This is a genomic window from Streptomyces spiramyceticus (assembly GCF_028807635.1).
Lineage (GTDB): Bacteria > Actinomycetota > Actinomycetes > Streptomycetales > Streptomycetaceae > Streptomyces > Streptomyces spiramyceticus.
The window spans coordinates 584,956-611,933 of record NZ_JARBAX010000001.1 but is presented as its reverse complement, the minus strand read 5'-3'; the positions used below and the strand labels follow the sequence as shown (position 1 = coordinate 611,933).

Below are 26,978 nucleotides of genomic sequence, written 5' to 3'. Positions count from 1 at the left end.
ACGAAAGCCGCGCCGCTGCGCTGCGCGGGCGGAGAAGCGAACGAGGAGATGCAGTGAGCGTCACGGCAGCAAAAGGATTCACCGCGGCGGGCATCGCTGCGGGGATCAAGGACAGCGGCAACCCCGACCTGGCCCTCGTGGTCAACAACGGGCCCCGTCTGGCCGCCGCGGGCGTCTTCACCTCCAACCGTGTGAAGGCCGCCCCGGTCCTCTGGTCCGAGCAGGTCGTCAAGGGCGGCCGGATCTCCGCCGTCGTCCTCAATTCCGGTGGTGCCAACGCCTGTACGGGCCCGAAGGGCTTCCAGGACACCCACGCGACGGCTGAGAAGGCCGCCCAGGTTCTCAACAAGGGGGGCCTCAACAAGGGGGGCCTGAACAAGGGGGGCCTGGAGGGCCACAGCGCCGGCGAGATCGCCATCGCCTCCACCGGCCTCATCGGCATCAACCTCCCCATGGACAAGCTCCTCCCCGGCATCGAGAAGGCCGCCACCGAGCTCTCCGCCCACGGCGGCGAGAAGGCCGCCATCGCCATCAAGACCACCGACACGGTGCACAAGACGGCGGTCGCGGGCGGCGAAGGATGGACCGTCGGCGGCATGGCCAAGGGCGCGGGCATGCTCGCACCCGGCCTTGCCACGATGCTCGTCGTGCTGACCACCGACGCCGACGCCGAAGCGGACGTACTCGACAGGGCGCTGCGCGACGCAACCCGCCAGACCTTCGACCGCGTCGACTCCGACGGCTGCATGTCGACGAACGACACCGTGCTGCTGCTCGCCTCCGGCGCGTCCCAAGTGACCCCCGGCTACGACGAGTTCGCCGCGGCTGTACGCACCGTCTGCGACGATCTCGCCCGCCAGCTCATCGGCGACGCCGAGGGGGCCAGCAAGGACATCCGGATCGAGGTCATCAACGCCGCGACCGAGGACGACGCCGTCGAGGTGGGCCGCTCCATCGCCCGTAACAACCTCCTCAAGTGCGCCATCCACGGCGAGGACCCCAACTGGGGGCGTGTCCTCTCAGCGATCGGCACCACGCAGGCCGCGTTCGACCCCGACAGGCTCAATGTCGCCATCAACGGCATCTGGGTCTGCAAGAACGGCTGCGTCGGCGAGGACCGCGACCTGGTCGACATGCGCTACCGCGAGGTCAAGATCACCGCAGACCTCGCCGAAGGCACCGAGTCGGCCGTCATCTGGGCCAACGACCTCACCGCCGATTACGTCCACGAGAACAGCGCGTACAGCTCATGAGCACTCGTAAGCACACCGCACTGCCCAAGGCGCAGATCCTCGTCGAGGCGTTGCCCTGGCTCACCCGCCACCACGGCCGCACCGTCGTCATCAAGTTCGGCGGAAACGCCATGATCGACGAGGACCTCAAGGCCGCCTTCGCCCAGGACGTCGTCTTCCTGCGCCACGCCGGTCTCAAGCCGGTCGTCGTGCACGGCGGCGGCCCGCAGATCAGCGCGCAGCTCGACCGGCACGGCCTGGTCAGCGAGTTCAAGGCGGGCCTGCGGGTCACCACGCCCGAGGCCATGGACGTCGTACGCATGGTCCTGGCCGGGCAGGTGCAGCGCGAGCTCGTCGGGCTGCTCAACCAGCACGGGCCGCTCGCCGTCGGCATGACCGGCGAGGACGCGCACACCATCACCGCCACCCAGCACTTCCCGCAGATCGACGGCGAGTCCGTCGACATCGGGAGGGTCGGCGAGATCACCGAGATCGACACCGGTGCGATTCAGGCGCTGCTCGACGACGGCCGTATCCCGGTCGTCTCGTCCATCGCCCGCAGCGCCGACGACCACCACGTCTACAACGTCAACGCCGACACCGCAGCGGCCGCGCTCGCCGCCGCGCTCGGCGCCGAGACGCTGATGGTGCTCACCGACGTCGAGGGCCTCTACGAGGACTGGCCCAACAGCGACGAAGTGATCAGCAGGCTCACCGCGAAGGAGCTGGAGAAGCTGCTGCCCGACCTCTCCAGCGGAATGGTCCCCAAGATGAAGGGCTGCCTGCACGCCGTACGCAACGGGGTCAACACCGCCCGCGTCATCGACGGCCGTGTCCAGCACTCGATCCTGCTGGAGATCTTCACCGACGAGGGCATCGGCACGATGGTCGTGCCCGACGAGCACGAAGGGGGATCGAAGTGACCGAGAACCAGGCCGCCAACCAGGAGCTGACGCAGCGCTGGCAGGGCGTCATGACCGACAACTACGGCACGCCCAGACTGCCGCTCGTACGCGGTGAGGGCGCCAAGGTCTGGGACGCCGACGGCAAGGAATACGCCGACTTCGTCGGAGGCATCGCCGTGAACGCGCTCGGCCACGCCCACCCGGCCGTCGTCGAAGCCGTGTCCCGCCAGATCGCCTCCCTCGGCCACGTCTCGAACCTGTTCGTCGCCGAGCCGCCCGTCGCGCTCGCCGAGCGGCTGATCCAGATCTCCGGGCGCCCCGGCCGCGTCTACTTCTGCAACTCCGGCGCCGAGGCCAACGAGGCAGCCTTCAAGATCGGGCGGCTCACCGGCCGTACGCACATGGTGGCCACCGACGGCGGCTTCCACGGCCGCACCATGGGCGCCCTCGCGCTCACCGGCCAGCCTGCCAAGCGGACCCCGTTCCTGCCGCTCCCCGGCGATGTCACGCACGTCCCGTTCGGCGACGTCGAAGCTCTGCGCGCCGCAGTCACCACCGACACCGCGCTGCTGGTCATCGAGCCGATCCAGGGCGAGATCGGCGTCGTTGTCCCGCCCAAGGACTACCTGAAGGCCGCTCGCGAGATCACCCGCGCCACCGGCACCCTCCTCGTACTCGACGAGGTCCAGACCGGCATCGGGCGCACGGGACACTGGTTCGAGTACCAGGCGCACGACGGCGTCGACCCCGACATCGTCACCCTCGCCAAGGGCCTCGGCGGCGGACTGCCGATCGGTGCGACCCTCGCCTTCGGCACGGCCGCCGACCTACTCAAGCCCGGCCAGCACGGCACGACCTTCGGCGGCAACCCCGTCGCGTGCGCCGCCGGACTCGCCGTACTGGACACCATCGCGGCCGACGGACTCCTCGACCACGTCAAGCGGATCGGGGAGAAACTGCGCGACGGAATCGAGTCACTGGGACACCCTCTCGTCTCCCACGTCCGTGGTGCGGGACTGCTCCTGGGTATCGTGCTCACCGAGTCCCTTGCTCCCCAGGTGCAGCAAGCGGCTCAGGACGCCGGTCTCCTGGTGAACGCGCCCGCCCCCGATGTCGTACGCCTCATGCCGGCGTTCGTCATCGGCGACGAAGAGGTGGAAGCGTTCCTCCAGGCCATCCCCGGCGTTCTCGACACCGCACACGGGGACCAACGATCCGGAGAATGACACCGATGACCGAGGCGCAGGCGCAGGACCACGAGCACGGCGGCCCTGCCGTACCGCAGACCCGCACCGCCAGGCACCGCCGGATCGTGGACATCCTGAACCGGCAGCCGGTGCGCTCGCAGAGCCAGCTGGCCAAGCTTCTCGCCGACGACGGGCTGAGCGTTACCCAGGCGACGCTCTCCCGCGACCTCGACGAGCTGGGCGCGGTGAAGATCCGCAACACCGGCGGCGAGCTGATCTACGCCGTCCCGAGCGAGGGCGGCTACCGCACCCCGCACGCGCCGCTCGGCGAGTCCGCCAAGGAGGAGCGGATGCGGCGCCTCTCCGGGGAGCTGCTGATCTCCGCGGAGGCCTCGGCGAACCTCGTTGTCCTGCGTACGCCGCCGGGCGCCGCGCAGTTCCTGGCCTCGGCCATCGACCAGGCGGAGCTGAACGCGGTCCTCGGCACGATCGCGGGCGACGACACGCTGCTCCTGATCAGCCGGGACCCGGCGGGCGGCCAGGCGCTGGCGGACCACCTCCTGCGCCTGGCCCAGAACGACCGCTAGCGCGCCTGCGGCGACGGGCTGAATTCAGTCCGTCGCCGCAGGTCAGTAGCGGGTCAGTAGCGGGTGATCGCGATCGACCCCGCCCGCGTCCCGATCGCGATGTGCGGATCACGGTCCGGATCGGCCCACGCCAGGACCCGGGCCATCGCCCACGCCGGCACGGACACGCAGCCCGCCGTGGACCCAGGCCCATTGACGTGCAGGAAGATGCCCGCGCCCCGCCCCCGCACTGGCCGGTCGTAGTTGAACCCGATGACCATGGCACGGGAGTACTGCTTGCCGTACGTGATCAGGTGCTCGGACTCGCTCGCCCGGCAGTCGGGGGACAGTGGCTCCGACCACCGGTTGTAGTGGCGCGACTGATTGTCCTGGCACCACCACGACTTGTCGGTCACCCGGCGGTACTCCATCTCGGTCCCGGCCGGCGCCGGCTTGATCCCGAAGGCGTACGGCAGGTCGTAGAGCCCGGTGGGCGTCGTGTTCGTGCCCTGCTCGCGCGCGCTGCCCGCCACGAGCCCCTTCTCGCCGAACCTCGCCTCGGAGGACCCGACGGCGACCCACCGCCCGTACCGCCGACCGCCCCGCCGCTCCCACCACGTCACCCGCCCCGTGGTGGAGCCGGTGCGCGGCGCCTCGGCCGTGATCAGCTGGGTGCCGCCGCCCGTGTCGGCCATCCGCTCGGGCAACAGCTCGTCGCAGCCGGGCGCGGCGGCGACGGAGCAGACGGACAGGAACGCGGCACCCAGTGCGAGAGCCGCTGTACGCACGATTCGCATGCGGCGACCGTAAATGGCCGACGACGACCTCCTAAACCGCCGTTCGGCTCAATCCGTACGCATCGGCAGCGGAAGCGGCAGCGCAGGCAGCCCGTCCAGGCTCACGCCGACGGTGCCCTTCTTCTCGCAGTACGCCGCGAACTCCTCGTCCGTCTTACGGGCGAAGTGCTCGGCGTGCTGCGTCCGCTCCTCCTGATACTCCATGAAGGGGACGGCGAACCCGCAGCTGTCGCTGATGCGCCGGGCGTGAACCACGACAATGGCACGCGCACTCGGCCCGTCGACGCCCGCATCCTTGAACCGCATGATGAGCCCCGCCCACCGAGGATCGTCCCGGAACACGGCCTCCCCCTCACCGTGCACCCGCAACACCTTCGGCGGCCCGCTGAACGCGCACCACATCAGAGTGATCCGCCCGTTCTCCCGCACATGCGCGACGGTCTCGGCGCTGCTGCCACCGAAGTCCAGATACGCGAGCGTCATCTCGTCCAGCACAACGAGCGTCCCGGCCCGGCCCTTGGGCGAAAGGTTGACATGCCCGCCGGCGGCCAGCGGAGCAGTGGCTGTGAAGAAGACGGGCTGATTCTCGATGAACGTGCGAATCCTGCCGTCTATGCGTTCGTAAAGCTTTCCCATGCCACGGATTATGCGTGTCAACTCCCGGCGTCGGCAGGATATTTCACCTGCTGGGCACGGCACAGGGACCGGTAGTGGTCACTGGTGTCCAGCAGTTCCTCATGGCTGCCCGTCGCCACGACCTCGCCCCCGTCGAGGACCACGATCAGGTCTGCGGCGCGGATGGTCGAGAACCGGTGGGCGATGACCAGCAGCGCGCATTCGGCGGAGGTCTGGCTGATCGAACGGCGGAGTGCTGCCTCGTTGACCGCGTCCAGGTGGGCGGTGGGCTCGTCGAGCAGCAGGAGGCTGGGGCGGGTGAGCAGGGAGCGGGCTATGGCTATGCGCTGGCGTTCGCCGCCCGAGAGCGCCATGCCGTGTTCGCCGGCGTCGGTGTCGAGCCCGCGGGGCAGCCGGGATGCCAGGTCGGTCAGCTGGGCCAGCTCCACCACGCGTTCGAGCTCCGCCTCCCCTGCGTCCGGGGCGGCGTAGAGCAGGTTTTCGCGCAGTGTGCCGTACAGCACCGGGGCGTGCTGCTCCACGAGGCCGATCCGTGCGCGGTGCTGTGCGCGGGTGAGGGTTCGTACGTCGCCGCCCTCGAACAGGACGAGGCCGTCGTCGGGGTCGTAGAAGCGTTCCGTGAGCGCGAAGACGGTCGATTTGCCGACGCCGGAGCTGCCGATCAGGGCGACGTGGCCGCGTGGGGGCACCTGGAAGGAGACCCCACGCAGTACCGGCCGGTCCGGGTCGTAGCCGAACCACACGTCCCGGAACTCCAGCACCGGTGGGCGGCTGCGGGCGTCGACGTCCGGCGGGGAGGTGAGGTGGTTGTGGTGCTGGGCGGGCTCGGCGTTCGGTTCCTTCGGCAGGTCGAGGATCTCGGTGATCCGTCGTAGCGCGCCCGCGCCCTGCTGCATGGTGCTCACCGCCTGGAAGACCGCACCGACCGGGCCCACCAGATAGAGCATGTAGAGCAGGAAAGCCGCCAGGTCTGCGACGGAGCCCCCCTCGCCCGCGACCCGTACGCCACCGATGAGCAGGACCACCAGGAAGGAACCGTGGATCGTCAGTTCGATCGCCGGTGCGACCACGGCGTCCAGCTTTCCCACCCGTACGCCCGCTGAGAAGGCGGACCTGGCCTCTGCGCCGATGCGGTCAGCCTCCCGTCGTTCGGCGCGGCTCGCCCGTACGGTGCGGATGGCGCCCAGCGCCCGCTCCAGTTCCGCGGTCATGGCGCCTGTGGCCTGCTGGGCGCGGAGCGAGGCGCGGGCGATTCCGTGCAGCACCGAGGCGATCATCAGCGCGCCGAAGGTGACCAGGGCGATGACGACGAGGAAGAGAGCCCAGTCGAGCCAGACCATCAGGGCGATCACACCCACGAGGCCGATGCTGCCGGTGACCGCGTCGGTGAAGCCCTGGGCGATGAGCAGGCGCAGGGCTGTGCTGTCGGTGCCCGCACGCGAGATCAGGTCGCCGATCCGATGCCGGTCGTACGTCCTCATGGGCAGCCGCAGCAGGTGGTCGATGAGGTCGAGGCGCACGCCGAGTACGACCCCTTCGCCGGTACGCGCAAGGACGTAGCCCGCCACGGCCTGGACCAGCGCCTGGGCGGCGAACAGTGCGATCAGCAGGCCGACAGGGCCGGCGATGCCCGTCCCCGCTGCGGACGACTCGATGACACGTTTGACCACCAGCGGCTGGGCCAGGCCCAGCGCCGAGGCGACCAGCGTCAGCGTCACCGCGCCGGCGACCCACCGCCGGTGCCCGCGCAGTACACGCAGGACTTCCCGGGGTCCGGTGAGACGTCCGCCGCTCACGCCGCTCGCGCTGCTCATGGCACGGTGAAGAAGGCCCGGAAGTAGTCGGCTGGGACGCCCTCGCCGACCGGCACGCCTTCGGCCTCCACCCAGGCGTGCGCGGCGAACGGCGGCAGCCTCCGCGCGCCCACGCACCAGGTCGGCCACCGCCCGTGCAGGCGGCACAGCATGGCGGTGGCCAGTGACCGGGCCAGGCAGCCCTCCGGCGCCGCGCACGTGAGGCTGACCGCGACCACCGCATCGCGGGCCGCCCGGGCTTCGTCGTAACGAGCCGGACGGGCACCGTGGCTCACCCTGCGCAGCACTGCGCGGATACGTCGCGGAGGGCGGCCGGCCAGCAGCCGGGCCAGTACGACGACAAGACGCACCTCGATCCGGCGACCCAGCGGCACCGTGCGCGGTTCGTGGGTGACAGCTTCGGGAAGGGGCACCGGAACTCTCCTCTCACCGGCCTGACCAGTCGCTACCGCTCCACCAGCCCGGACGAGTCGAGCGCCTCGACCAGATCCTGTACGTCCTCGCGCGCGGTCGCCGCATCGACGTCACAGGCACCGCTCAGCTCCTGCGCTGCCTCCTCCGACGTGTTGCCGGCCAGCAGGCTCCGCAGAACCTGGGCACCGGTGGGGTTCAGTTCCCAGTACTCGCCGTTGTCCTCGTCGAGCAGGGCGATCCCGTACTCGGTATCGGCACAGGACACGCCGGTACGCAGCTTGAGTGTCATGGCTTCGCTCCCGCCTTCGGGTGGGTGGTGGCCCGTTCCCAGGCGCGCAGCCACACTTCGCAGGCCACGGTCTGGTAGAGCCCGCCGTGCAGGTCGTGGGGATCGTGCGGGTCGAGCGGGCGCGTGCACAGCCTGCGCAGTTCAGCCGCGTCGATCAGTCCGAGCCGGCCCAGCCGGGAGTCGTCCCACAGGGCGAGCAGATCCGCCCGGTTCGACCGCAGCGCGACATTCAGGTCGCAGATGCCCCCCGATTTGGTCTGCCGCGTCAGGCTCTCCGCCGGGACGATGCCGCGCATCGCCTCCAGGATCAGCGGCTTGTACCGCCAGGGGGTGTCCTTCTCCTCCGGACGGACGGCGAGGCCGGCTTCGAGCACCCGGTCGTCGTAATAGGGCGCGGCGAGGGTGATCCCGATCCGGGCGGCGAGCCGGCCGATCTGACGGACGGGACGGGCCGCGTACTGGATTCCCTCGATCTCCAGGTGCTGCCCCTGGCGTTCGGCCAGCGGCTCGCTGGTGGGCGCTGCGGCGCGGATCAACTCCCGTACGGAATCCACCGCTTCCGCGGTCACCCACGGCGGCAGGCTGGGTGCGGGGCCCCAGCCGAGTACGGGCCCTCCCTCCGGCGCCGGTGTGGTGAGCCGGTCCGCCGTTCCCATCAGCCAGCTGTGGTACGGACGACTGTCCGCGAGCTGTCGGAGCATCTGCCTGCGGGACCATCGGTGCTTCGCCGCGAGGGCATTGAGCTGCCGCAGGGCAACGGCCGGACGCGTGCGCACCACCGTACGCAGGTGAGACGTCGAGGAGGCCAGCAGCTCGTCTCCGCCGAAGCCCGTCAGATGCAACCGGGATCCGCGGGCCGCGCCGCGGCGGGCGATCGTGAGCCAGCGTGCGTAGTCCGCGATGCTCCCGCACGGCTCGTCCAGCAACTCGTCCATGTCCAGCAGCCCGTGATAGATCAGCGGCATCTCGTCCTGCGCGATGACGTGGTGCTCCACGCTGTCCAGTGCGGCGGCCGTGCGGGTTGCCCAGAGGACGTCGTCGTCGAGCGGATCGGGGCTCGCAGCGGTGCAGGCGACCACCTTGGAACGCCGGGCCGCCAAGCTGCACACCGAGGTCGAGTCCAGCCCGCTCAGATCGCAGCTGACCAGCTCGTGGCCCCCGGTCCGGACGTCCACGGCGGCCGTCAGCGCCGCCCGAAGCTTTCGCCCGCCTTCGGCCAACGGCAGCTCGGGCTCGGGTGGCGTCCACCAACGGACCTGCTGTGCCTGCCCGTTCTCGTCGAGCAGCAGAAAGCGATCGGTGGGCAGGAAGCTCACACCGCGCCACACCGGTTCGTTCGTCAGAGGGTGAAGAAGGGACGGCACCAGCAGATGAACCGCAAGTCGCCGTTCGTCCATGACGGAACCGAGGAGGAACGCCAGCACATCGGCCCGGTCCGATGCGGCCGCGACTCCGTTGATTTCGGCGGAGAACACCCGCCGGAACCCGGTGACCGTTCCCTGAACGCGTACTTTCCCGTCTGTAGAAGCGACCAGATGCGAATTTCCGGCCAACTCACCGGCAGGCCCGTCGATATCGCGGGGCGTCCGCACGCGCGCAGCCGTATCCGCCAGCCGGCGGCCGACGACCGCGTGCTCGCCCAGCACCACGATTTTGTTACGCCCCGCCTCCCCGACCGCCACCTCTTCCGGGGCCCACCGCCCCAGCATCCAGGGTCGGCCTGACGGATGATGAATTCTGTTCTCTGCGACATCGCGCAATGCCGATTCAAGAGATCCGGCTGCTGCGCAATCGGGAAGAACGACGAACCATGAGGGAACGGAAGTGAGTCCGGTGAATCCCGCCATAGGTGCGCCGCCTTTGCTGGACGTACTGGACGTACTGGACGAGTACTGAACGAGCCTGGCGGCGGCAATCACAGCCGCCACCAGAATTTCCGATTTGCTCGGGATTGATTTCCAGTCAGCTTCCAGTCAGCCGATGAGACGGTGACGGCCCAGAATGTCCGGAGGCCCTGTCCGCTTGACGAAGCCGGTCATCTTCCGGAAGGAACCCACCGGAGACAGGGTCGGGCGCTCGTAGCTGCGCATCTCGGTACACCTCCTCTCGCTCTCGTTCCTCACGGCGTGCGCCTCTCGCGCAGGCTAAATCGCATGAGGGCAAAGGAACCTTGAACCTGAGAGGTCTTGGCCTGACACCCGTACGTACTGACGCAGTCACTTATGCACTCAACTGCGGGGCGTCGTCAGCCTTGCGGCGCGGGCACCGTGCCTCGATGGGCCCGATCGCCTTGCCGCACTTCAAGGCTAGACCTCTGTCCAAGTTTGTGCCATTGCGTCCGGTTGTCCGCGACGCCCGGCGGTACCACGCAGAGCGAGGTTGACGAAACATACGGACCACTGCATACTTATACCCATCACCGCATGCATCGTAAGGAGAAACCCGTGACCGAGCGCGTCGTACTCGCCTACTCGGGCGGCCTGGACACCTCCGTCGCCATCGGCTGGATCGCCGAGGAGACGGGCGCCGAGGTCATCGCCGTTGCCGTGGACGTCGGCCAGGGTGGCGAGGACCTGGACGTCATCCGCAAGCGCGCTCTCGCCTGCGGTGCCGTCGAGGCCGAGGTCGCGGACGCCAAGGACGAATTCGCCGACGAGTACTGCCTCCCGGCGATCAAGGCCAACGCCCTCTACATGGACCGCTACCCGCTGGTCTCCGCCCTCTCCCGGCCGACGATCGTCAAGCACCTCGTCGCCGCCGCCAGGAAGCACAACGCCGGCATCGTCGCCCACGGCTGCACCGGCAAGGGGAACGACCAGGTCCGCTTCGAGGCCGGTATCTCCGCTCTGGGCCCCGACCTGAAGTGCATCGCGCCGGTCCGTGACTACGCGATGACCCGGGACAAGGCCATCGCGTTCTGCGAGGAGAAGAACCTCCCGATCGCGACCACCAAGAAGTCCCCGTACTCCATCGACCAGAACGTCTTCGGGCGCGCTGTCGAGACGGGCTTCCTGGAGGACATCTGGAACGCCCCGATCGAGGACATTTACGAGTACACCTCGAACCCGGCCGTCCCCCGCGAGGCCGACGAGGTCGTCATCTCCTTCAAGGAGGGCGTCCCGGTCGCCATTGACGGCAAGCCCGTGACCGTCCTCCAGGCGATCAAGGAACTCAATGTACGTGCCGGGGCTCAGGGCATCGGCCGGATCGACATGGTCGAGGACCGGCTCGTGGGCATCAAGTCCCGTGAGGTGTACGAGGCACCGGGCGCGATCGCACTGATCACCGCCCACCAGGAGCTGGAGAACGTCACCGTCGAGCGCGAGCTGGCCCGCTACAAGCGGCAGGTCGAGCAGCGCTGGGGCGAGTTGGTATACGACGGTCTGTGGTTCTCGCCGCTCAAGCGGGCCCTGGACGGGCTGATCAATGAGGCGAACCAGTACGTCACCGGTGACATCCGGATGACGCTGCACGGCGGCCGCGCCGTCGTCACGGGACGGAAGTCCGACGAGTCGCTGTACGACTTCAACCTGGCAACGTACGACTCGGGCGACACGTTCGACCAGTCCAAGGCGCAGGGCTTCATCGAGATCTTCGGCCTGTCGTCGAAGATCGCCGCACGGCGTGATCTGCAGGCATAGCCTGACGTGACCTCGCCTGATCACGACTCGTTCGACAGCCCGCCTCCCCGTTCTTCGCCTCGGGGAGGCGGTCGCACATCCCCACCCATGAGGAGCAGTAGCTGTGAGCAGCAACAACGGTGACGTCCGGCTCTGGGGCGGCCGCTTCGCCGACGGACCGGCCGAGGCCCTCGCCAAGCTGTCCGCGTCCGTCCACTTCGACTGGCGTCTCGCGCCGTACGACATTGCGGGCTCCCGCGCCCACGCCCGCGTGCTCCACAAGGCGGGGCTGCTCACCGAGGACGAGCTGCAGCGCATGCAGGCCGGTCTCGACCAGCTGGAGTCCGACGTTGCGGCGGGCACCTTCGTCGGCACCATCGCCGACGAGGACGTGCACACCGCCCTGGAGCGTGGCCTCCTGGAGCGCCTCGGCGCCGACCTCGGCGGCAAGCTGCGCGCGGGCCGGTCCCGCAACGACCAGGTCGCCACGCTCTTCCGGATGTACCTGCGCGACCACGCCCGCATCATCGGCGGCCTCATCGCCGAACTCCAGGACGCGCTCGTCGGCCTCGCCGAGGCGCACCCGGACGTCGCCATGCCCGGCCGTACGCACCTCCAGCACGCCCAGCCGGTCCTCTTCGCCCACCACGTCCTGGCCCACGTCCAGTCGCTGTCGCGGGACGCGGAGCGGCTGCGTCAGTGGGACGAGCGGACGGCCGTATCGCCGTACGGTTCGGGGGCCCTGGCCGGTTCGTCCCTCGGCCTGGACCCGGAGGCGGTCGCCGCCGACCTGGGCTTCGAGCACGGCTCGTCCGCGAACTCCATCGACGGCACGGCGTCGCGCGACTTCGTCGCCGAGTTCGCTTTCATCACCGCGATGATCGGCGTCAATCTCTCCCGGATCGCGGAAGAGATCATCATCTGGAACACGAAGGAGTTCTCCTTCGTCACCCTCCATGACGCCTTCTCCACCGGCTCGTCGATCATGCCGCAGAAGAAGAACCCGGACATCGCCGAGCTCGCGCGAGGCAAGTCCGGCCGCCTCATCGGCAACCTGACCGGCCTGATGGCCACCCTCAAGGCCCTCCCGCTCGCGTACAACCGCGATCTCCAGGAGGACAAGGAGCCGGTCTTCGACTCCTGCGACACCCTCGAAGTCCTGCTGCCCGCCTTCACCGGAATGATGGCCACGCTCACCGTCAACCGCGAGCGCATGGAGGAGCTGGCCCCGGCCGGTTTCTCGCTCGCCACGGACATCGCGGAGTGGCTGGTCAAGCAGGGTGTGCCGTTCCGGGTGGCGCACGAGGTCGCGGGCGAGTGCGTCAAGGAGTGCGAGCTGCACGGCATCGAGCTCGACCAGCTCACCGACGAGCAGTTCGCCAAGATCTCCCCGCACCTGACACCCGAGGTCCGTTCGGTCCTGAACGTCGCGGGCGCCCTCGCCTCCCGCAACGGCCGTGGCGGCACCGCGCCCTCCGCGGTCGCGGTCCAATTGGCCGAGGTGAAGGACGATTTGGCCGCCCAACACGCCTGGGCCACCGCCAAAAAGTAAGCCGCGTGTCCGATTGAGTACGGTGGGGAAGGACGTACTGGACCGTACTCGATCGAATACGCGCGGAGGCCCCGATGCCCTTTGCCCGTCTGGCCAAGGCGACCACTGCGACCGCCCATGTCGGGCTCGGCCTCGCAGCCGTCGGCCGCCCCGGGTACATCACCCTCGGCCGGGACCGTGACCTGCCGGAAGACCGCACCCCCGACGCCCTGCGCGAGCGCGCCCACGAACTGCTGGACGCCGCCTACGCGCAGGGCGTCCGGTATTTCGACGTCGCCCGGTCCTACGGCCGCGCCGAGGAGTTCCTCGCCGGCTGGCTGCGGGACCACCCCGACGTCCAGGACGTCGTGATCGGCAGCAAGTGGGGCTACGCGTACACCGCCGACTGGCGCACCGACGCCGAGGTGCACGAGGTCAAGGACCACAGCGTGGAAGCGTTCGAGAGGCAGCGCGCCGAAACCGGTGAGCTGCTCGGCGAGCGGCTCGATCTGTACCAGATCCACTCCGTCACGCCCGACAGTCCGGCCCTCACCGACACCGCGCTGCACGCCCGCCTGGCCGACCTCGCCGCCTCCGGGGTGACCGTCGGCATCTCCACGAGCGGCCCCGCCCAGGCCGACGCGATCAGGGCGGCCCTGGGCGTCGTGGTCGGCGGGGAGCCCCTGTTCCGTACGGTGCAGGCCACGTACAACCTGCTGGATACGTCGGCGGCGGAGGCTCTGGCGGAGGCTCACGACGCGGGCCTGACCGTGATCGTGAAGGAGGCCCTGGCCAACGGCCGCCTGAGCCCGGACGCGGCCCCGCCGGCCCTGCGAGCCGTCGCCGGGGAAACCGGCGCCACCTGCGACGCCGTCGCCCTCGCCGTGATCCTGCGGCTGCCGTGGGCCGGGGTTCTCCTGTCGGGCGCGGCGACGGTGCTCCAGCTGGCGTCGAACCTGCACGCGGCGGTGGTTGACCTCGACGACAACCAACTGGCCCGCCTCGCCGAGATGCGGGAGGAGCCCGCGGCGTACTGGAAGCACCGCGCGGGGCTGCCCTGGAGCTGACACGGCCACAGGACACTAAATGACAATACGGACATAAGTGGTCACTCTCTGTTTCACTGTCGCTGGGCTGCCGGTCGCGGCGCCCTCTTGGCGTGAAGGAGAGAGAAGCAGTATGAAGATCACGAGCGGCATCCTGAAGCGTGTGGCCGTCCCGGCCGTCGTCATGGGCATGGCACTGCCCCTGGCCCTCGCCACGTCCGCCGGCGCGCAGCAGCCGGGCCCCGCCTCCACGGTGTTCCGTATTTTCGGGACCGTCGCGTACTCCGCGTACAGCGGCGAGAACAACAAGGTCACCGTCGGCGTCGGCCCCGGCAACACTCTGGTTGTCGAGGACAAGGAGGGTATCCGCGCCGGACAGGGATGTGAGCAGGCGACCGACTTGGTTGCCGTGTGTGGGGCCGTCCAGTCGGTCACGCGGATCGTCGCGCAGCTGCGTGACGGCACGGACAACCTGTTCGTGGGAGTGGACAAACCCAGCTCGGTCGTCGCCGGACCCGGTTCCGACGTGGTGGAGACCTCGGGCGGCAACGACGTGATCGATGTCCGGGACGGCGTGAACAACAACGACACAGTGACCAGCTGCGGCGGGGGCACCGACTGGGCCGCCGGTAACCCCGGCGACTACCTCGACCCGACCTGTGAGCGCCGGATCATCTCCTGACGCGGAGCGCGAGGCGTATGACCCTGGCGACGCGCACGGGCTCCGGAGGGACGGGGCGTACGCCGTGCGCGTCGCGCATTTCGAGACCTGCATTAAGAGGCACTTCGAGACGTAAATGTCTCATTCGGGTTATGGTCGTCTCATGACTGTCGACCGCGAGCAGGTGCTCCGCACCGCCGCCGCCCTCCTCTCCCGCAAGGCGACCGCGACCATGGACGAGGTCGCCAAGGCGGCCGGCATCGGCCGGGCCACCCTGCACCGGCACTTCGCAGGCCGCGAAGCTCTCGTCAAGGCCCTCGAAGACCTGGGCATCCGGGAGTTCGAGGCGGCGCTCGACGCCGCCGGGCTCGACGAGGGAACCGCCGCCGCGGGGCTGCGCCGCCTCGTCGCGGAGATCGAGCCCGCCGCCGGCCTGCTCGCCTTCCTCGTCACCGAGAACCAGCTCTTCGAGGGCACCCAGGTGCACGAGGGGTGGGGCCGGCTGGACGCCCGCGTCTCCGCGCACTTCCGGCGCGGACAGGAACAGGGCGAGTTCCGGATCGACCTCACCCCGGCCTGGCTGACCGAGGCCCTGTACGGGCTGATCGGAACCGCCGCGTGGGCCGTCCAGGACGGGCGGGTCGCCGCGAAGGACTTCCAGTACATGATCGTCGAGTTGCTGCTCGGCGGCGCCCGACGGAGCGTGGAGCAATGACCAGTACCGCCCGGCCCGAGACCGAACCGAGGGCCGGGCACCGCGCGGGCCGCTGGCTCGCGCTGTCCGTCCTCGTCCTCGCCGTGCTGCTGGTCGCCGTCGACGCGACCGTGCTCGGCCTCGCGACACCCTTCCTCAGCGAGGACCTCAAGCCGTCCGGCACCCAACTGCTGTGGATCGGCGACGTCTACTCGTTCATCATCGCCGGCCTGCTCGTCTCCATGGGCAGCCTCGGAGACCGGATCGGCCGCAAGAAACTGCTGCTCACCGGCGCGGTCGCATTCGGTGCGGTCTCCGTGCTCAACGCCTACGCCACCAGCCCCGAGATGATGATTCTGGCCCGGGCGCTGCTCGGTGTGGCCGGTGCGACGCTGATGCCGTCGACCCTCGCGCTCATCCGCAACATCTTCCACGACCCCAAGGAACGCAGCGTCGCCATCGGCATCTGGGGCGCGGCGGCCTCCGCCGGAGCGGCAGTCGGCCCGGTCGTCGGCGGCTTCCTGCTCGAACACTTCTGGTGGGGTTCCGTCTTCCTGATCAACCTGCCCGTCATGGCCATCCTGGTCCTCGTCGGCATCAAGCTGCTGCCCGAGTCGAAGGACCCGGCGCCGGGCCCGTGGGACCTGACCAGCGTCGCCCTCTCGCTGGTCGGCATGGTCGCCGTCGTATACGCCGTCAAGGAAGCGGCGGTGCACGGCTTCCGCTGGGACATCGCGGCGGCGGCGGTCCTCGGGCTGGGTGCACTCTTCTGGTTCGTACGACGCCAACTCACGCTTCCCGCGCCGCTGCTGGACATGCGGCTGTTCCACCACCGGGGGTTCTCCGGCGCGGTGCTCGCGGATCTGCTGACCATCCTCGGACTGTCCGGCCTGGTCTTCTTCCTCTCGCAGTTCTTGCAACTCGTCCAGGACCGCTCACCCCTTGAAGCGGGGCTCATCGAACTGCCCGCCGCGATCGGCGCGGTCGGAGCAGGCCTTATGGCCGGTTTTGCGGCGCGCAGGGCGTCGGTCCGCAGTACGGTGTCCGGCGGCCTTGTGGCGCTCGGCCTCTCCCTCGCGGCCTGCACACTGATTGCGGCCGACACGGGCGTGGTGGTGCTGGGCGCGGCCCTGTTCGTGGGCGGAATGGGCGCGGGCCTGGCGTTCACCGTGACGGCGGACGTCATCCTGTCCAGTGTCCCCAAGGAGCAGGCGGGCGCCGCGTCGGCCGTGTCGGAGACGGCGTACGAACTGGGCGCGGCGCTCGGCATCGCACTGCTCGGGTCCATCGTGACCGGCATCTACCGCGACTTCGCTGCCCCCGCCGGCATCCCCGCCGACGTGTCCGCCGCGGCGCACGACTCGCTTGGCGGCGCCGTGGAATCGGCGTCGGCGCTGCCGCAGGAGCAGGCCGCGGCACTGCTCGCGGCGGCGCGGGACGCGTTCACGGACGGCTTCCAGACGGCGGCCATGGCAGGCTCGGCGGTGCTGTTCGCGACGGCGGCCGCGGCGTGGTTCATGCTGCGGGGCCAGAAGCTGGAAGACGGCGTCGAGCACTGAGCGCAACGTGGGAGGGGCTTGTGCCACCGGCCGGTGGCACAAGCCCCTCCCACGTTGCGTCTGCGGTTGCTCAGGCGGCCTTCGCCGGTCGGGCAGTGCTTAGGCGGCCTTCGCCTTCGTGGCGCGGCTCTGTCTGCCGTCCTCGCGGGCGCGGCGCCGGGGGCGCCTTACAGCTTCGGACGGCTGCGCCGGCCTCCGGCCGTCGGGCAGCGCTCAGGCGGCCTTCGCCTTCGTGGCGTACATGTCCACGTACTCCTGGCCGGACAGCCGCATGACCTCGGCCATCACCGAGTCCGTCACCGCGCGCAGCACATAGCGGTCGCGGTCCATGCCCTCGTAGCGCGAGAACTCCATCGGCTCGCCGAAACGGACCGTGACCTTGCCCGGCCGCGGCAGTCCCGCGCCGCCCGGCTGCAGCTTGTCCGTACCGATCATCGCGAACGGCACCACCGGAGCGCCCGTCATCAGTGTGAGGCGCGCGATGCCCGTACGTCCGCGGTAGAGCCGGCCGTCGGGGGAGCGGGTGCCCTCCGGGTAGATCGAGAAGATCTTGCCCTCTTCGAGCACCCGGCGGCCGGTCATCAGCGCCGCGACACCGCCGCGGCCGCCGTCCCGGTCCACCGGGATCATGCCGCAGCTCGTGAAGAACCAGGCCATCAGACGGCCCTTGAGCCCCTTGCCCGTGACGTACTCGTCCTTGCCGATGTAGAAGACCTGCCGGTCGCAGCAGATCGGCATGATCATCGAGTCGATGAACGTCAGGTGGTTCCCCGCCAGAATGACCGGACCGGTCCCGGGAATGTTCTGGGCGCCTTCCACCTGCGGGCGGAACATCAGGCGCATGATCGGTCCGAGCACTGCCTTGATGAGCGCTAGACGGGACAACGGTTCCTCCGGTGTCGTGCTGGGCGGGGGCTGATCGGATGAAGTCTGTGCAGGTGAGGACGATACTCGCGGGCTCCTCCTGATCGCACATCGGGTTCATCACTTCGATACGCAGTGTTGACCTGTGTTTCCACCGCGTTCCGTCCACGGACTCGTCTGCGTCATGCGTAGACGCCTACGATCGGGCCTTGATTCGGGCAGGTGCTGGACATGACACAAGGAGCGTTCATGACACAGGGCGGACAGGCGAACCCCGGGCGGCGGACCGTACTCGGGGCGGCGGTGCTCGGTGCGGGCGGCGTCACTCTCGGACTGCCGGGTACGGCGCGAGCCGACGGCGGCAGGGGTGATGGGCGCGAGGGGTACCGCAGTCTGCCCGTGCCGACCGTCGTGGCGCACCGCGGCGCCAGCGGCTACCGGCCCGAGCACACCATGGGCGCGTACCAACTGGCCCTGGACATGGGCGCGCACGTTATCGAGCAGGACCTGGTCCCCACCAAGGACGGCCACCTCGTCTGCCGCCACGAGAACGACATCACCGGCACGACGGACGTCGCGGCGCACCCCGAATTCGCCGCCCGCAAGACGACCAAGTCGGTGGACGGCGTCTCGATCACCGGCTGGTTCACCGAGGACTTCACGCTCGCCGAGCTCAAGACACTGCGCGCCAAGGAGCGGATCCCCGGCACCCGGCAGGAGAACACGCTGTACGACGGCCGCTGGGAGATACCCACCTTCGAGGAGGTGCTGCGCTGGGCCGACAAGGAGGGCCGCCGTCGCGGGCGCCCCGTCTGGCTCCACGCCGAGACCAAGCACCCCTCGTACTTCCGGAAGCTCGGCCTCGGCCTGGAGGAGCCGCTCGCCAAGCTCCTGCGCCGTTACGGGCGCCACCGCGCGAACTCCCCCATGTTCCTGCAGTCGTTCGAGCCGACCAGCATGCAGCGGATGGCGAAGCTCGTCTCCTGCCCGCGCGTGGTGCTGCTGTGGACCGCCGACGACCGCCCCTGGGACTTCAAGGAGTCGGGCGACCCGCGCACGGTCGCCGATCTGATCACGCCCGAGGGCCTGAAGTGGATCGCGTCGTTCGCCCAGGGCATCGGCCCGCTGGCGGACCTGATCATTCCCAAGGACGCGGCGGGCAAGCTGGGCAAGCCGACCACGCTCGTACGGGACGCGCACGCGAAGGGGCTGATCCTCCACCCGTACACCCTGCGCAACGAGAACACCTTCCTGCCCGCCGACTTCAGGCGCGGCACGGACCCGGCGGCGTACGGGGACGCCTTCGGCGCCTTCAAGGCGTACTTCGAGCAGGGCATCGACGGGATCTTCTCCGACAACCCGGACACCGCGCTGCTGGCGGCCGCCGACTTCGCGAAGCGGTGACCTTGGCGAGCCGGTGACCTTCGCGAGGCCGTGACCTTCGCGAGGCCGTGACCTTCGCGAAGAGATGACCACGGACGGGTGACTGTGGCGTCGCGCGGCAACCGCCGGCCGCCGGCGCCACGTCCCGCGTGGCATGACCATCTCCGTACCCACCGCCCCGTCCAGGACCGCCTCCGACCTCTTCAGAGCGCTGCGCCCACTCCTCGCCGCCGAGGCGAGGGCCGAGGCAGCCGGTGAGGGAGTCGATCCGGGCGACCTCGAACAGGCCGTATGGCTGAGGCTGTTGGAACTCCTGGACGGGGAGGGACCGCCGGCCGACCCCGCGGGCTGGCTGCGCCGCGCCGTACAGGCAGAAGCGCGCCTGGCCCGGCGAAGGACGTGGCGCGAACTGCCGCACCCCGCCCCGCAGGCCGCCACGGGGGACGCCGCCTGCCCGGAACGTGCGGCGCTCACCGAAGAGTGGCGACGCACTCTGCGCGACGCGGTCCGCAGGCTGCCCGGCCGGTGCCCGGGACTCCTGGCTGCGATGTTGTCGCCGACCGACCCCACCTACCGCGAAATCGCAGGGGCGTTGGGAATGTCACAAGGGAGTTTGGGGCCCATGCGTTCCCGTTGCCTGGGATGCCTGCGCAGAATGCTGGCGGCGGAGGTTGCAGCTCCTGGGCAAAGGGGAAAGGAGCGGTAAGCAACCGGCGTAACAGGCGAGCGGGAGGCATGCACACATGGGCATGAGCGTGACCATCTCAGCGGCAACGGCGCAGGATGCCGAGCACATCCTCAAACTGCAGTACCTGTGCTATCAGAGTGAGGCCGAGCTCTACGGCGACTACACCATCGAGCCCCTCACACAGTCGCTCGACGACCTGCGGGCCGAACTCGGCCGCGGCCACGCGCTCGTGGCGCGGCTCGGTGACGAGGTGGTCGCCTCGGTGCGGGCCGCGGTCGACGAGGCGGGGACCGCGCGGATCGCGAAGCTCATCGTCCATCCCCGGATGCAGCGGCACGGCCTCGGCGGCCGGCTGCTCGCCGCGATCGAGGAGCACTTCGCGGGGGAGCCGGCCGCGAAGCGCTTCCAGCTCTTCACCGGCCACCGCAGCGAGGGCAATCTGCGGCTGTACCGCAGCCACGGTTACGCGCCGGTCGCCACGGAGGAGATCGGCCCGGGCTTCAACCTGGTCACCCTCCAGAAGGAGACCGCGGTGCAGGCGTACGTAGCAAGCGCGTAGGGGGATCCCCTTCGCCGGACGGGCTGGAAGTCAGCTCGTCCGGCGTCGGCGGAGCCACAGAATGCCCGTGACCGGCAGCAGCACCGGGATGAACAGGTAGCCCTTCCCGAACGCCGACCAGACCGTCGCATCCGGAAAAGCGGACGGCTCGATCACCGTCCACGTCCCGACAACGACCACGCCGGCAAGCTCCACCGCACAGCACACCAGCGCCGCTCTGCGCGCCGTCTCCCCTCCCCGCACGAGCGTGTACGTGATGAACGCGTAGACCACGGCCGCGACAGCGGACAGTGCGTACGCCAGCGGCGCGCGGTCGAACTCCGTGGCGATCTGGTAGATCGAGCGGGAGACCGCGCCGACCGACATCACGCCGTACAGCCAGACCAGCAGCAGACCGGGCCCCTTGACCAGCCGGGTACGGCCCTGCTTCCCGGCGACGGAACCGGCCATCGTCAGCCTCCCCAGATGTCGTGCAGCCGCACTTCGAGCACAGCCAGCACGACCGCACCGGCCGAGACCGTCACCGAGCCCCAGCGGCTCCGCTCGGCCAGCGACAGAAAACCGGCCGCGGGCACCGCCGTCAGTGCCCCGACCAGGTACGAGACGAAGATCACCGCACCCTGGTCCGGCTTCTCGCCGCGCGACAGCTGCACGATGCCGACCACCAACTGGGCGAGCACGAGCAGCGACACCACGGCCATGCCGATGAAGTGCCAGTCCTTGGTGGGCTGATCGCGGAAGGCGGCGTAACCGCACCACGCGGCGAGTACGAGCGCGGCCGCGGAGACCGCGACCGTCAGGGCGTCAAGCATGACGACGAGCGTATTACGAGAGAGGTGAGCGACGGGGCGCAGGGTCGGGCACCACGAAATCGAGCTGCACGGCCGCCCCACCGCGGAAATCGCCGCCGATCTGCTGCCCGCCGATGTGGTGCCGGGCGCGGTGGCCCGTATCGCTGCCGGCCCGCACGCTCGGCGTGGACCCGGCGCGCTGCGTCGTCTTCGAGGACGCTCCCGCCGGACTTCAGGCGGGGCGCGCGGCGGGCATGAAGACCGTGGCGTTGGCCACAACGCACGACCGCTCCGAGCTGGTGGCGGACATTGTCGTGAGGGACCTCTCGGCAGTGTCCGCCCTGGCCACGCACGACGGCGTGGAGATCACCGCGGCGGACTGACGCGTACTCATAGTGAGACGCCGACGTCCGCTATTCGGACACGAATGATCGGCACGTACTCATGTCTGGTTTACTCATCGCATGACCACGACGAGCAGCCGCACCCTTGCGACCGAGGCGACGATGACGCCCGGTGCTCGTTGTATGTGTCGAATGTGCGCCTTCTGAGGGCCCCTGCCTGAGCCTCGCGCCCCGAAGCGAGACCCGACAGCCGCCCCGTGTCCACCCGAGTACGTACGCACTCGACGGACCGGGCCTGCCCCGCGCACGCGTTGCCTTCCGGTACCCACCGACCCAGCCGTGCCACGTCCACAAGACGAATGCCCCGTGCCCGGCGGACACTTCGCCGCGCACTCGACAGTGACGGAAATCCTGTGATCACCACTACGGGCCTGACCAAGGTCTACCCATCGCGAGGCCGCGAGATCACCGCCCTGGACGGCGTCGACCTGCACGTCCGCGAGGGCGAGGTGTACGGAGTCATCGGCCAGAGCGGCGCCGGCAAGTCCTCCCTTATCCGCTGCGTCAACCTGCTTGAGCGCCCCACCGCCGGCACCGTGACCGTCGACGGCCAGGACCTCACCGCACTCGCCGGACGCGGCCGCCGCGCCGGCAAGGAGCTGCGCGAGGCGCGCAGCCGGATCGGGATGGTCTTCCAGCACTTCAACCTGCTGTCCTCACGCACCGTGAAGGACAACATCGAGCTGCCGCTGGAGATCCTCGGCGTCTCCGGTCAGGCTCGCAGCCGCAAGGCACTGGAACTCCTCGACCTCGTAGGCCTCGCCGACAAGGCCAAGGCCTACCCCGCCCAGCTCTCCGGCGGCCAGAAGCAGCGCGTCGGCATCGCCCGCGCACTGGCCGGCGACCCCAAGGTGCTGCTCTCCGACGAGGCCACCTCGGCCCTCGACCCCGAGACCACCCGCTCGATCCTCCAGCTGCTGCGTGACCTCAACCGGCAGCTCGGCCTGACCGTCCTGCTCATCACGCACGAGATGGACGTCGTGAAGACGATCTGCGACTCGGCCGCGCTGATGAAGAAGGGTCGGATCGTCGAGTCCGGCACGGTGAGCGAACTGCTCGCGACGCCCGGCTCCGAGCTGGCGCAGGAACTGTTCCCGGTGGGCGGCCAGGCGTCGGGTCCCGGACGGACCGTCATCGACGTCACCTTCCACGGTGAGGCCGCGACGCAGCCGGTGATCTCCCAGCTTTCCCGTACGTACAACATCGACATCTCGATACTCGGCGCCGCGATGGACACCGTCGGCGGCAAGCAGATCGGACGGATGCGCATCGAGCTGCCCGGTCCGTACGAGGAGAACGTCGTCCCCGTCGGCTTCCTGCGCGAGCAGGGGCTCCAGGTCGAAGTCGTCGACGAGGACGTGCCCGCAGACGTACCGGCAGACCGAGCCGCGGCCGTACCCGCGCAGACTCCCGCACTGGCCAAGGAAGGTACCAAGTGACCTGGTCGGAGATGCAGCCGCTGCTGTCGCAGGGAACCATCGACACCCTTTACATGGTGCTCTGGTCCACTGTCGTATCGATCATCGGCGGCCTGCCGCTCGGCATCCTCCTCGTCCTCACGGACAAGGGCGGACTGCTCCAGAACGTGGCGGTCAACAAGGTCATCGGCGTGATCGTGAACATCGGCCGCTCGCTGCCGTTCATCATCCTGCTGATCGCCCTGATCCCCTTCACCACGCTGGTCGTCGGCACCTTCATCGGCCCCAGCGCGATGATCGTGCCGCTCGCCATCGGCGCCATCCCCTTCTTCGCCCGGCTCGTCGAGACCGCGATCCGCGAGGTCGACCACGGACTCGTCGAGGCGGTCCAGTCGATGGGCGGCGGCGTACCGACCGTCGTCTTCAAGGTGCTGCTGCCGCAGTCCCTGCCGTCCCTGATCTCCGGCGTCACCACCACCGTCATCGTGCTCGTCGGCTACTCGGCGATGGCGGGCGCGGTCGGTGGCGAAGGCCTCGGCAGCAAGGCCGTCACCTACGGATACCAGCGCTTCGAGACCGAGTTCATGCTGGTCACCGTGGTCATCCTGATCGCCCTCGTGACCGTGGTGCAGCTCGTCGGCGACGGCGCGATCCGGCTCCTGGCACGTCGCGGCCGCAGCGCCTCCTAGAACTTTCTGCCCCAAGAAGCCCGCACTCCTTGTCCGGGCGACACCACCGCAACACCAGAAAGAGGCACTTTTCGTGCGTAAGAACATCAAGATCACCGCGGCTGCTGCCGCCGCCGCCCTCGCCCTCGGCCTCACCGCCTGCGGCACCGCCTCCGACCCGGGCGCCAAGACCGAGTCGGGCGGCAAGGCGGACGAGTCCAAGGCGCTCGTCGTCGCGGCGTCCCCGACGCCGCACGCCGACATCCTCAACTACGTCAAGGACAACCTGGCGGCGAAGAACGGCCTGAAGCTCGAAGTCAAGGAGTTCACGGACTACGTCCTGCCGAACACCGCCACCCAGAGCGGCGAGGTCGACGTCAACTTCTTCCAGCACAAGCCGTACCTGGACGACTTCAACAAGAAGAAGGGCACCACCATCGTGCCCGTCGCCGATGTCCACCTGGAGCCCCTGGCCCTCTACTCCAACAAGGCCAAGGACCTCAAGGACATCGAGCCCGGCCAGACGGTCGCGGTGCCCAACGACACCACCAACGAGGGCCGCGCGCTCAAGCTGCTTGCCGACAACGGGCTCATCACGCTGAAGGACGGCGCGGGCCAGGACGCCAAGCTGACCGACATCAAGGACAAGAAGGGCCTTGAGTTCAAGGAGCTGGAGGCGGCCACGCTGCCCCGCGCCCTGAACGACGTCGACGCCGCGGTCATCAACGGGAACTACGCCATCGAAGCCGACCTGGAGCCCGCCAAGGACTCCCTCGCGATCGAGAAGGCGGAAGGCAACCCGTACGCCAACTTCCTCGCGGTCAAGAAGGGCAACGAGAAGGACGCGCGCGTCGAGAAGCTTGCCAAGCTCCTCAACTCCGCCGAGGTCAAGAAGTTCATCGAGGACAAGTACGCCGGCTCGGTCATCCCGGCCTTCGGCGACGTCAAGTCCTGACGCCCGTACGGCCCTTGTGAACGAAGGCCCCGCCCACCCCCACCAGGTGCGCGGGGCCTTCGCCCTCTCCCGGGCGCCGCCACCCGGCCATGCACGCCACGTGCTCGATGCTGCATGCTGTGCCTTTAGCCTCTACGTCCTTACGACGGTCCACGGCATGGAGCTGAGCATGACTACCACCCTCCCGGACATCTCCATCAGCACGGACCGGCTGGTGCTGCGCCCCTTCGAGGAGTCCGACATCCCGGCGCTCACCGAGATGATGAACGACGAGATGGTCACCGCGTGGACGTCGGCGCCCCACCCCTACACCACCCTCGACGCCGAACGCTGGGTACGCAGGATCGCTCCTTCCGAGCGCACCCAGGGCCGCGGAATCGCCCTGGCCGTCACCGAGTTCCTCACCCAGCGCCTCGTCGGCACCGTCCATCTCCAGCACACCAACTGGCGCACCAAGGCCACTGAAGTCGCCTATGTGACAGCCCCCTGGGCGCGCGGCGAGGGCTACGCCACAGAGGCCGTGCTCGCCGTCGCCCAATGGATCTTCCGCGACCTGCGGTTCGAGCGCCTGGAACTGCGCACGGCCGCCGACAACACCGCCGCCCAGCAGGTCGCCCAGAAGATCGGCTGCATCAGCGAGGGTGTCCTGCGCAACGCCTGGATAGCGCGCACCCGGACCGAGAACGGCACGGACGGAGGCTGGACCGACATCCGCACCGACCTGATCGTCTGGAGCCTCCTCCCCGAGGACCTCGAAGGCGTCGCCGACCGGATGGCCGACGCCGGCGGCTACGGCTCGTACGGCGACTGGAACTGACCCCCCCGGAACTGACTCCCCCGGATCCGCCCCCTGGATCCGCCCCCCCCGCGCCCGCACGGCCGCGGTCCGTACCAGGTACTCTCACCCTGCCCGCGCCGCCGCCCCAAGGCTGCCGCGACCTGCGACAACTCCAGGAGACTGACAACGATGGCCGACCGGGTCACGGTGATCGGCTGGGACGGCTCGCCCCTCACCGCTGCGGCCAGGTCCGCTCTCGCGGCCGCGACGCTCGTCGCCGGAGCCGCCCACCACCTGGCGCTCCCCGAAGTACCGCCCGGGGCCGAACGTGTCCGTCTCGGCAGCGTCGACCTGGCCGCCCGCCGCATCGCGGGCCACCGGGGCACCGCCGTCGTCATGGCCGACGGAGACCCCGGCTTCTTCGGCGTCGTACGCACCCTCCGCGCGCCACAGCACGGCCTGGAGGTCGAAGTCGTGCCCGCTGTCTCATCGGTGGCCACCGCCTTCGCCCGCGCCGGGATGCCCTGGGACGACGCCCAGATCGTCGTCGCCCACCGCCGTACGCTGCGCCGCGCGGTCAATGTGTGCCGGGCGCACACCAAGGTCGCCGTCCTCACCTCCCCGGGCGCCGGCCCCGCCGAACTCGCGCTCCTCCTCCAGGGCGTCCACCGCACCTTCGTCATCTGCGAGGAACTGGGCACCGAGCGCGAGCAGGTCACCGTCCTCACCTCGGACAAGGCCGCCGACCACGTCTGGCGCGACCCCAACGTCGTCATCGTCATCGGCGGCAGCGCAGGCCCCCCGGGCCACGCAGCCCCCGCCGCCCCCGGCGGCGGCTGGATCGCCGCCCGCGACCCCGCATACCCGCCGCCCGTACGGGGCTGGGCGCTACCCGCGCAGGAGTACGGCGAGGGAGCGGCGGTGCTGGGGGAGGGCGAGTCCGCCGGACTGCGCGCCGCCCAGCTGGCCCGCCTCGGGCCGCGTACCGGCGACCTGGTCTGGGACATCGGCTCCGGCAGCGGCGCGCTCGCCGTGGAGGCCGCCAGGTTCGGCGCCGCCGTGATCGCCGTCGACAGCGATGCGGGCGCGTGCGACCGTACGGCAGCGGCTGCCAGGCGATTCGGCGTACAGCTGCAAGTCGTCCACGGGAACGCGCCGCATGTCCTTGAGGACCTGCCCGAGCCCGATGTCGTACGGATCGGGGGCGGGGGAGTCCCCGTCGTCTCGGCGTGCGCCGACCGCAGGCCCGAGCGCATCGTGACGCACGCGTTCACCCGCGACGAGGCGGAGGCGATCGGCCGCGCGCTCGCGGAGAGCGGCTACGCCGTCGAATGCGCGCTGCTGCAGTCCGTCGAACTCGACACCGAACTCGACACCGGCGCCTGGTCGGAGCGCGACCGTTCGGTGGTCTTCCTGCTCTCGGCGAAACCACTGGATCGCGCCCCGTGACGATGCCGCTGCGCGTCGCGGGGTAGGCTGGCCGATCGTTGTACCGCAGCCGGGTGTTCGGCGCTTCGTT

28 protein-coding genes and 1 pseudogene are annotated in these 26,978 nt (G+C 69.5%); 19 read left to right on the top strand and 10 right to left on the bottom strand.

The window, feature by feature from the left end; translation table 11 throughout:
- Positions 1–53 precede the first annotated feature (53 nt).
- The 4 genes from argJ to PXH83_RS02680 are packed head-to-tail and all read left to right on the top strand — an operon-like array spanning position 54 to position 3,911.
- Positions 54–1,253 (top strand): bifunctional glutamate N-acetyltransferase/amino-acid acetyltransferase ArgJ, encoded by a 1,200-nt coding sequence (gene argJ / locus PXH83_RS02695; RefSeq protein WP_274556212.1) that lies wholly within the window; start codon positions 54–56, stop codon positions 1,251–1,253.
- On the top strand, positions 1,250–2,155 hold the full coding sequence (gene argB / locus PXH83_RS02690; RefSeq protein ID WP_274556210.1) for an acetylglutamate kinase: 906 nt from the start codon (positions 1,250–1,252) through the stop codon (positions 2,153–2,155). Before argJ ends, argB begins: the two co-directional genes overlap by 4 nt.
- A complete protein-coding gene (locus tag PXH83_RS02685) occupies positions 2,152–3,363 on the top strand; it encodes an acetylornithine transaminase (protein WP_274556208.1) in 1,212 nt (403 codons plus the stop codon). The genes argB and PXH83_RS02685 overlap by 4 nt, the downstream gene beginning before the upstream one ends.
- A 5-nt stretch (positions 3,364–3,368) precedes the next feature.
- Positions 3,369–3,911, top strand: a complete 543-nt coding sequence (locus tag PXH83_RS02680; RefSeq protein WP_214920143.1) for an arginine repressor — start codon at positions 3,369–3,371, stop codon at positions 3,909–3,911.
- Between the two features lie 53 nt (positions 3,912–3,964).
- Here PXH83_RS02680 and PXH83_RS02675 read toward each other — a convergent pair whose 3' ends face one another.
- The 7 genes from PXH83_RS02675 to PXH83_RS02645 form a co-directional block, all read right to left on the bottom strand.
- A complete protein-coding gene (locus PXH83_RS02675; protein WP_274556205.1) occupies positions 3,965–4,687 on the bottom strand; it encodes a L,D-transpeptidase family protein in 723 nt (240 codons plus the stop codon).
- 48 nt (positions 4,688–4,735) lie between these two features.
- Positions 4,736–5,323, bottom strand: a complete 588-nt coding sequence (locus tag PXH83_RS02670; RefSeq protein WP_274556202.1) for a pyridoxamine 5'-phosphate oxidase family protein — start codon at positions 5,321–5,323, stop codon at positions 4,736–4,738.
- 17 nt (positions 5,324–5,340) lie between these two features.
- Positions 5,341–7,137, bottom strand: coding sequence for an ABC transporter ATP-binding protein (locus PXH83_RS02665; RefSeq protein ID WP_274556200.1), 1,797 nt, complete (start codon positions 7,135–7,137; stop codon positions 5,341–5,343).
- Positions 7,134–7,550: a lasso peptide biosynthesis B2 protein gene (locus tag PXH83_RS02660; RefSeq protein ID WP_274556198.1), complete on the bottom strand. Its 417-nt coding sequence runs from the start codon at positions 7,548–7,550 to the stop codon at positions 7,134–7,136. Before PXH83_RS02660 ends, PXH83_RS02665 begins: the two co-directional genes overlap by 4 nt.
- 32 nt (positions 7,551–7,582) lie before the next feature.
- On the bottom strand, positions 7,583–7,840 hold the full coding sequence (locus PXH83_RS02655) for a lasso peptide biosynthesis PqqD family chaperone (RefSeq protein WP_274556195.1): 258 nt from the start codon (positions 7,838–7,840) through the stop codon (positions 7,583–7,585).
- The gene (locus PXH83_RS02650; protein WP_274556194.1) at positions 7,837–9,549 is read right to left on the bottom strand and encodes an asparagine synthase-related protein; all 1,713 of its coding nucleotides are present in this window, start codon (positions 9,547–9,549) and stop codon (positions 7,837–7,839) included. Before PXH83_RS02650 ends, PXH83_RS02655 begins: the two co-directional genes overlap by 4 nt.
- Positions 9,550–9,813: 264 nt before the next feature.
- Complete coding sequence (locus tag PXH83_RS02645; protein WP_274556193.1) at positions 9,814–9,930, bottom strand: keywimysin-related RiPP; 117 nt, start codon at positions 9,928–9,930, stop codon at positions 9,814–9,816.
- A 354-nt stretch (positions 9,931–10,284) separates the two neighbouring features.
- Between PXH83_RS02645 and PXH83_RS02640 the strand changes: the two genes are divergently transcribed.
- The 6 genes from PXH83_RS02640 to PXH83_RS02615 all read left to right on the top strand — a co-directional run bounded on the left by PXH83_RS02640 (position 10,285) and on the right by PXH83_RS02615 (position 16,951).
- Positions 10,285–11,481, top strand: a complete 1,197-nt coding sequence (locus PXH83_RS02640; RefSeq protein ID WP_274556190.1) for an argininosuccinate synthase — start codon at positions 10,285–10,287, stop codon at positions 11,479–11,481.
- Between the two features lie 103 nt (positions 11,482–11,584).
- Positions 11,585–13,012: an argininosuccinate lyase gene (argH, locus tag PXH83_RS02635; protein ID WP_274556188.1), complete on the top strand. Its 1,428-nt coding sequence runs from the start codon at positions 11,585–11,587 to the stop codon at positions 13,010–13,012.
- Between the two features lie 74 nt (positions 13,013–13,086).
- Positions 13,087–14,058, top strand: a complete 972-nt coding sequence (locus tag PXH83_RS02630; RefSeq protein ID WP_274556185.1) for an aldo/keto reductase — start codon at positions 13,087–13,089, stop codon at positions 14,056–14,058.
- Between the two features lie 112 nt (positions 14,059–14,170).
- The gene (locus tag PXH83_RS02625; RefSeq protein ID WP_274556183.1) at positions 14,171–14,719 is read left to right on the top strand and encodes a hypothetical protein; all 549 of its coding nucleotides are present in this window, start codon (positions 14,171–14,173) and stop codon (positions 14,717–14,719) included.
- 142 nt (positions 14,720–14,861) lie between these two features.
- A complete protein-coding gene (locus PXH83_RS02620) occupies positions 14,862–15,413 on the top strand; it encodes a TetR/AcrR family transcriptional regulator (protein WP_214920118.1) in 552 nt (183 codons plus the stop codon).
- The gene (locus PXH83_RS02615) at positions 15,410–16,951 is read left to right on the top strand and encodes an MFS transporter (protein ID WP_274556180.1); all 1,542 of its coding nucleotides are present in this window, start codon (positions 15,410–15,412) and stop codon (positions 16,949–16,951) included. The genes PXH83_RS02620 and PXH83_RS02615 overlap by 4 nt, the downstream gene beginning before the upstream one ends.
- Positions 16,952–17,164: 213 nt before the next feature.
- Here the strand turns inward: PXH83_RS02615 and PXH83_RS02610 are convergent, their stop codons facing one another.
- Complete coding sequence (locus PXH83_RS02610; protein WP_214920120.1) at positions 17,165–17,836, bottom strand: lysophospholipid acyltransferase family protein; 672 nt, start codon at positions 17,834–17,836, stop codon at positions 17,165–17,167.
- Between the two features lie 228 nt (positions 17,837–18,064).
- Here PXH83_RS02610 and PXH83_RS02605 point away from each other — a divergent pair, with 228 nt between their 5' ends.
- The 3 genes from PXH83_RS02605 to PXH83_RS02595 all read left to right on the top strand — a co-directional run bounded on the left by PXH83_RS02605 (position 18,065) and on the right by PXH83_RS02595 (position 20,445).
- Complete coding sequence (locus PXH83_RS02605) at positions 18,065–19,219, top strand: glycerophosphodiester phosphodiesterase (protein ID WP_274556174.1); 1,155 nt, start codon at positions 18,065–18,067, stop codon at positions 19,217–19,219.
- Between the two features lie 133 nt (positions 19,220–19,352).
- On the top strand, positions 19,353–19,904 hold the full coding sequence (locus PXH83_RS02600; protein ID WP_274556172.1) for a sigma-70 family RNA polymerase sigma factor: 552 nt from the start codon (positions 19,353–19,355) through the stop codon (positions 19,902–19,904).
- A 37-nt stretch (positions 19,905–19,941) separates the two neighbouring features.
- On the top strand, positions 19,942–20,445 hold the full coding sequence (locus PXH83_RS02595; RefSeq protein WP_274556169.1) for a GNAT family N-acetyltransferase: 504 nt from the start codon (positions 19,942–19,944) through the stop codon (positions 20,443–20,445).
- A 30-nt stretch (positions 20,446–20,475) separates the two neighbouring features.
- On the opposite strand, the gene PXH83_RS02590 is transcribed toward PXH83_RS02595, so the two are convergent.
- Both PXH83_RS02590 and PXH83_RS02585 read right to left on the bottom strand, forming a co-directional pair.
- Complete coding sequence (locus PXH83_RS02590; RefSeq protein WP_214920124.1) at positions 20,476–20,895, bottom strand: hypothetical protein; 420 nt, start codon at positions 20,893–20,895, stop codon at positions 20,476–20,478.
- A 2-nt stretch (positions 20,896–20,897) separates the two neighbouring features.
- Complete coding sequence (locus PXH83_RS02585) at positions 20,898–21,257, bottom strand: hypothetical protein (protein ID WP_274556165.1); 360 nt, start codon at positions 21,255–21,257, stop codon at positions 20,898–20,900.
- 58 nt (positions 21,258–21,315) lie between these two features.
- On the opposite strand from PXH83_RS02585, the pseudogene PXH83_RS02580 reads away from it, so the two are divergent.
- From PXH83_RS02580 to cbiE, 6 genes and pseudogenes are all read left to right on the top strand, one after another.
- Positions 21,316–21,619, top strand: a pseudogene (locus PXH83_RS02580) (HAD-IA family hydrolase); the annotation flags it as partial.
- 374 nt (positions 21,620–21,993) lie between these two features.
- Positions 21,994–23,079: a methionine ABC transporter ATP-binding protein gene (locus tag PXH83_RS02575; RefSeq protein WP_274556164.1), complete on the top strand. Its 1,086-nt coding sequence runs from the start codon at positions 21,994–21,996 to the stop codon at positions 23,077–23,079.
- Positions 23,076–23,747, top strand: a complete 672-nt coding sequence (locus PXH83_RS02570; protein WP_274556163.1) for a methionine ABC transporter permease — start codon at positions 23,076–23,078, stop codon at positions 23,745–23,747. The genes PXH83_RS02575 and PXH83_RS02570 overlap by 4 nt, the downstream gene beginning before the upstream one ends.
- Before the next feature lie 73 nt (positions 23,748–23,820).
- The gene (locus tag PXH83_RS02565) at positions 23,821–24,681 is read left to right on the top strand and encodes a MetQ/NlpA family ABC transporter substrate-binding protein (RefSeq protein ID WP_274556162.1); all 861 of its coding nucleotides are present in this window, start codon (positions 23,821–23,823) and stop codon (positions 24,679–24,681) included.
- Between the two features lie 169 nt (positions 24,682–24,850).
- Positions 24,851–25,498, top strand: a complete 648-nt coding sequence (locus tag PXH83_RS02560) for a GNAT family N-acetyltransferase (protein ID WP_274556161.1) — start codon at positions 24,851–24,853, stop codon at positions 25,496–25,498.
- Positions 25,499–25,648: 150 nt separating this feature from the next.
- Positions 25,649–26,908 carry a precorrin-6y C5,15-methyltransferase (decarboxylating) subunit CbiE gene (gene cbiE, locus PXH83_RS02555; RefSeq protein WP_274556160.1) on the top strand — a complete coding sequence of 420 codons (1,260 nt, stop codon included), beginning with the start codon at positions 25,649–25,651 and terminating at the stop codon, positions 26,906–26,908.
- Positions 26,909–26,978: the final 70 nt, after the last annotated feature.

Bases quoted from the DNA above. Each gene is read 5' to 3' on its own strand.
- argB (WP_274556210.1), top strand. From the start codon at position 1,250: ATGAGCACTCGTAAGCACACCGCACTGCCCAAGGCGCAGATCCTCGTC.
- PXH83_RS02680 (WP_214920143.1), top strand. From the start codon at position 3,369: ATGACCGAGGCGCAGGCGCAGGACCACGAGCACGGCGGCCCTGCCGTA.
- PXH83_RS02675 (WP_274556205.1), bottom strand. From the start codon at position 4,687: ATGCGAATCGTGCGTACAGCGGCTCTCGCACTGGGTGCCGCGTTCCTG.
- PXH83_RS02670 (WP_274556202.1), bottom strand. From the start codon at position 5,323: ATGGGAAAGCTTTACGAACGCATAGACGGCAGGATTCGCACGTTCATC.
- PXH83_RS02665 (WP_274556200.1), bottom strand. From the start codon at position 7,137: ATGAGCAGCGCGAGCGGCGTGAGCGGCGGACGTCTCACCGGACCCCGG.
- PXH83_RS02655 (WP_274556195.1), bottom strand. From the start codon at position 7,840: ATGACACTCAAGCTGCGTACCGGCGTGTCCTGTGCCGATACCGAGTAC.
- PXH83_RS02650 (WP_274556194.1), bottom strand. From the start codon at position 9,549: ATGCTGGGGCGGTGGGCCCCGGAAGAGGTGGCGGTCGGGGAGGCGGGG.
- PXH83_RS02645 (WP_274556193.1), bottom strand. From the start codon at position 9,930: ATGCGCAGCTACGAGCGCCCGACCCTGTCTCCGGTGGGTTCCTTCCGG.
- PXH83_RS02630 (WP_274556185.1), top strand. From the start codon at position 13,087: ATGCCCTTTGCCCGTCTGGCCAAGGCGACCACTGCGACCGCCCATGTC.
- PXH83_RS02625 (WP_274556183.1), top strand. From the start codon at position 14,171: ATGAAGATCACGAGCGGCATCCTGAAGCGTGTGGCCGTCCCGGCCGTC.
- PXH83_RS02620 (WP_214920118.1), top strand. From the start codon at position 14,862: ATGACTGTCGACCGCGAGCAGGTGCTCCGCACCGCCGCCGCCCTCCTC.
- PXH83_RS02615 (WP_274556180.1), top strand. From the start codon at position 15,410: ATGACCAGTACCGCCCGGCCCGAGACCGAACCGAGGGCCGGGCACCGC.
- PXH83_RS02605 (WP_274556174.1), top strand. From the start codon at position 18,065: ATGACACAGGGCGGACAGGCGAACCCCGGGCGGCGGACCGTACTCGGG.
- PXH83_RS02600 (WP_274556172.1), top strand. From the start codon at position 19,353: ATGACCATCTCCGTACCCACCGCCCCGTCCAGGACCGCCTCCGACCTC.
- PXH83_RS02595 (WP_274556169.1), top strand. From the start codon at position 19,942: ATGGGCATGAGCGTGACCATCTCAGCGGCAACGGCGCAGGATGCCGAG.
- PXH83_RS02590 (WP_214920124.1), bottom strand. From the start codon at position 20,895: ATGGCCGGTTCCGTCGCCGGGAAGCAGGGCCGTACCCGGCTGGTCAAG.
- PXH83_RS02585 (WP_274556165.1), bottom strand. From the start codon at position 21,257: ATGCTTGACGCCCTGACGGTCGCGGTCTCCGCGGCCGCGCTCGTACTC.
- PXH83_RS02560 (WP_274556161.1), top strand. From the start codon at position 24,851: ATGACTACCACCCTCCCGGACATCTCCATCAGCACGGACCGGCTGGTG.
- cbiE (WP_274556160.1), top strand. From the start codon at position 25,649: ATGGCCGACCGGGTCACGGTGATCGGCTGGGACGGCTCGCCCCTCACC.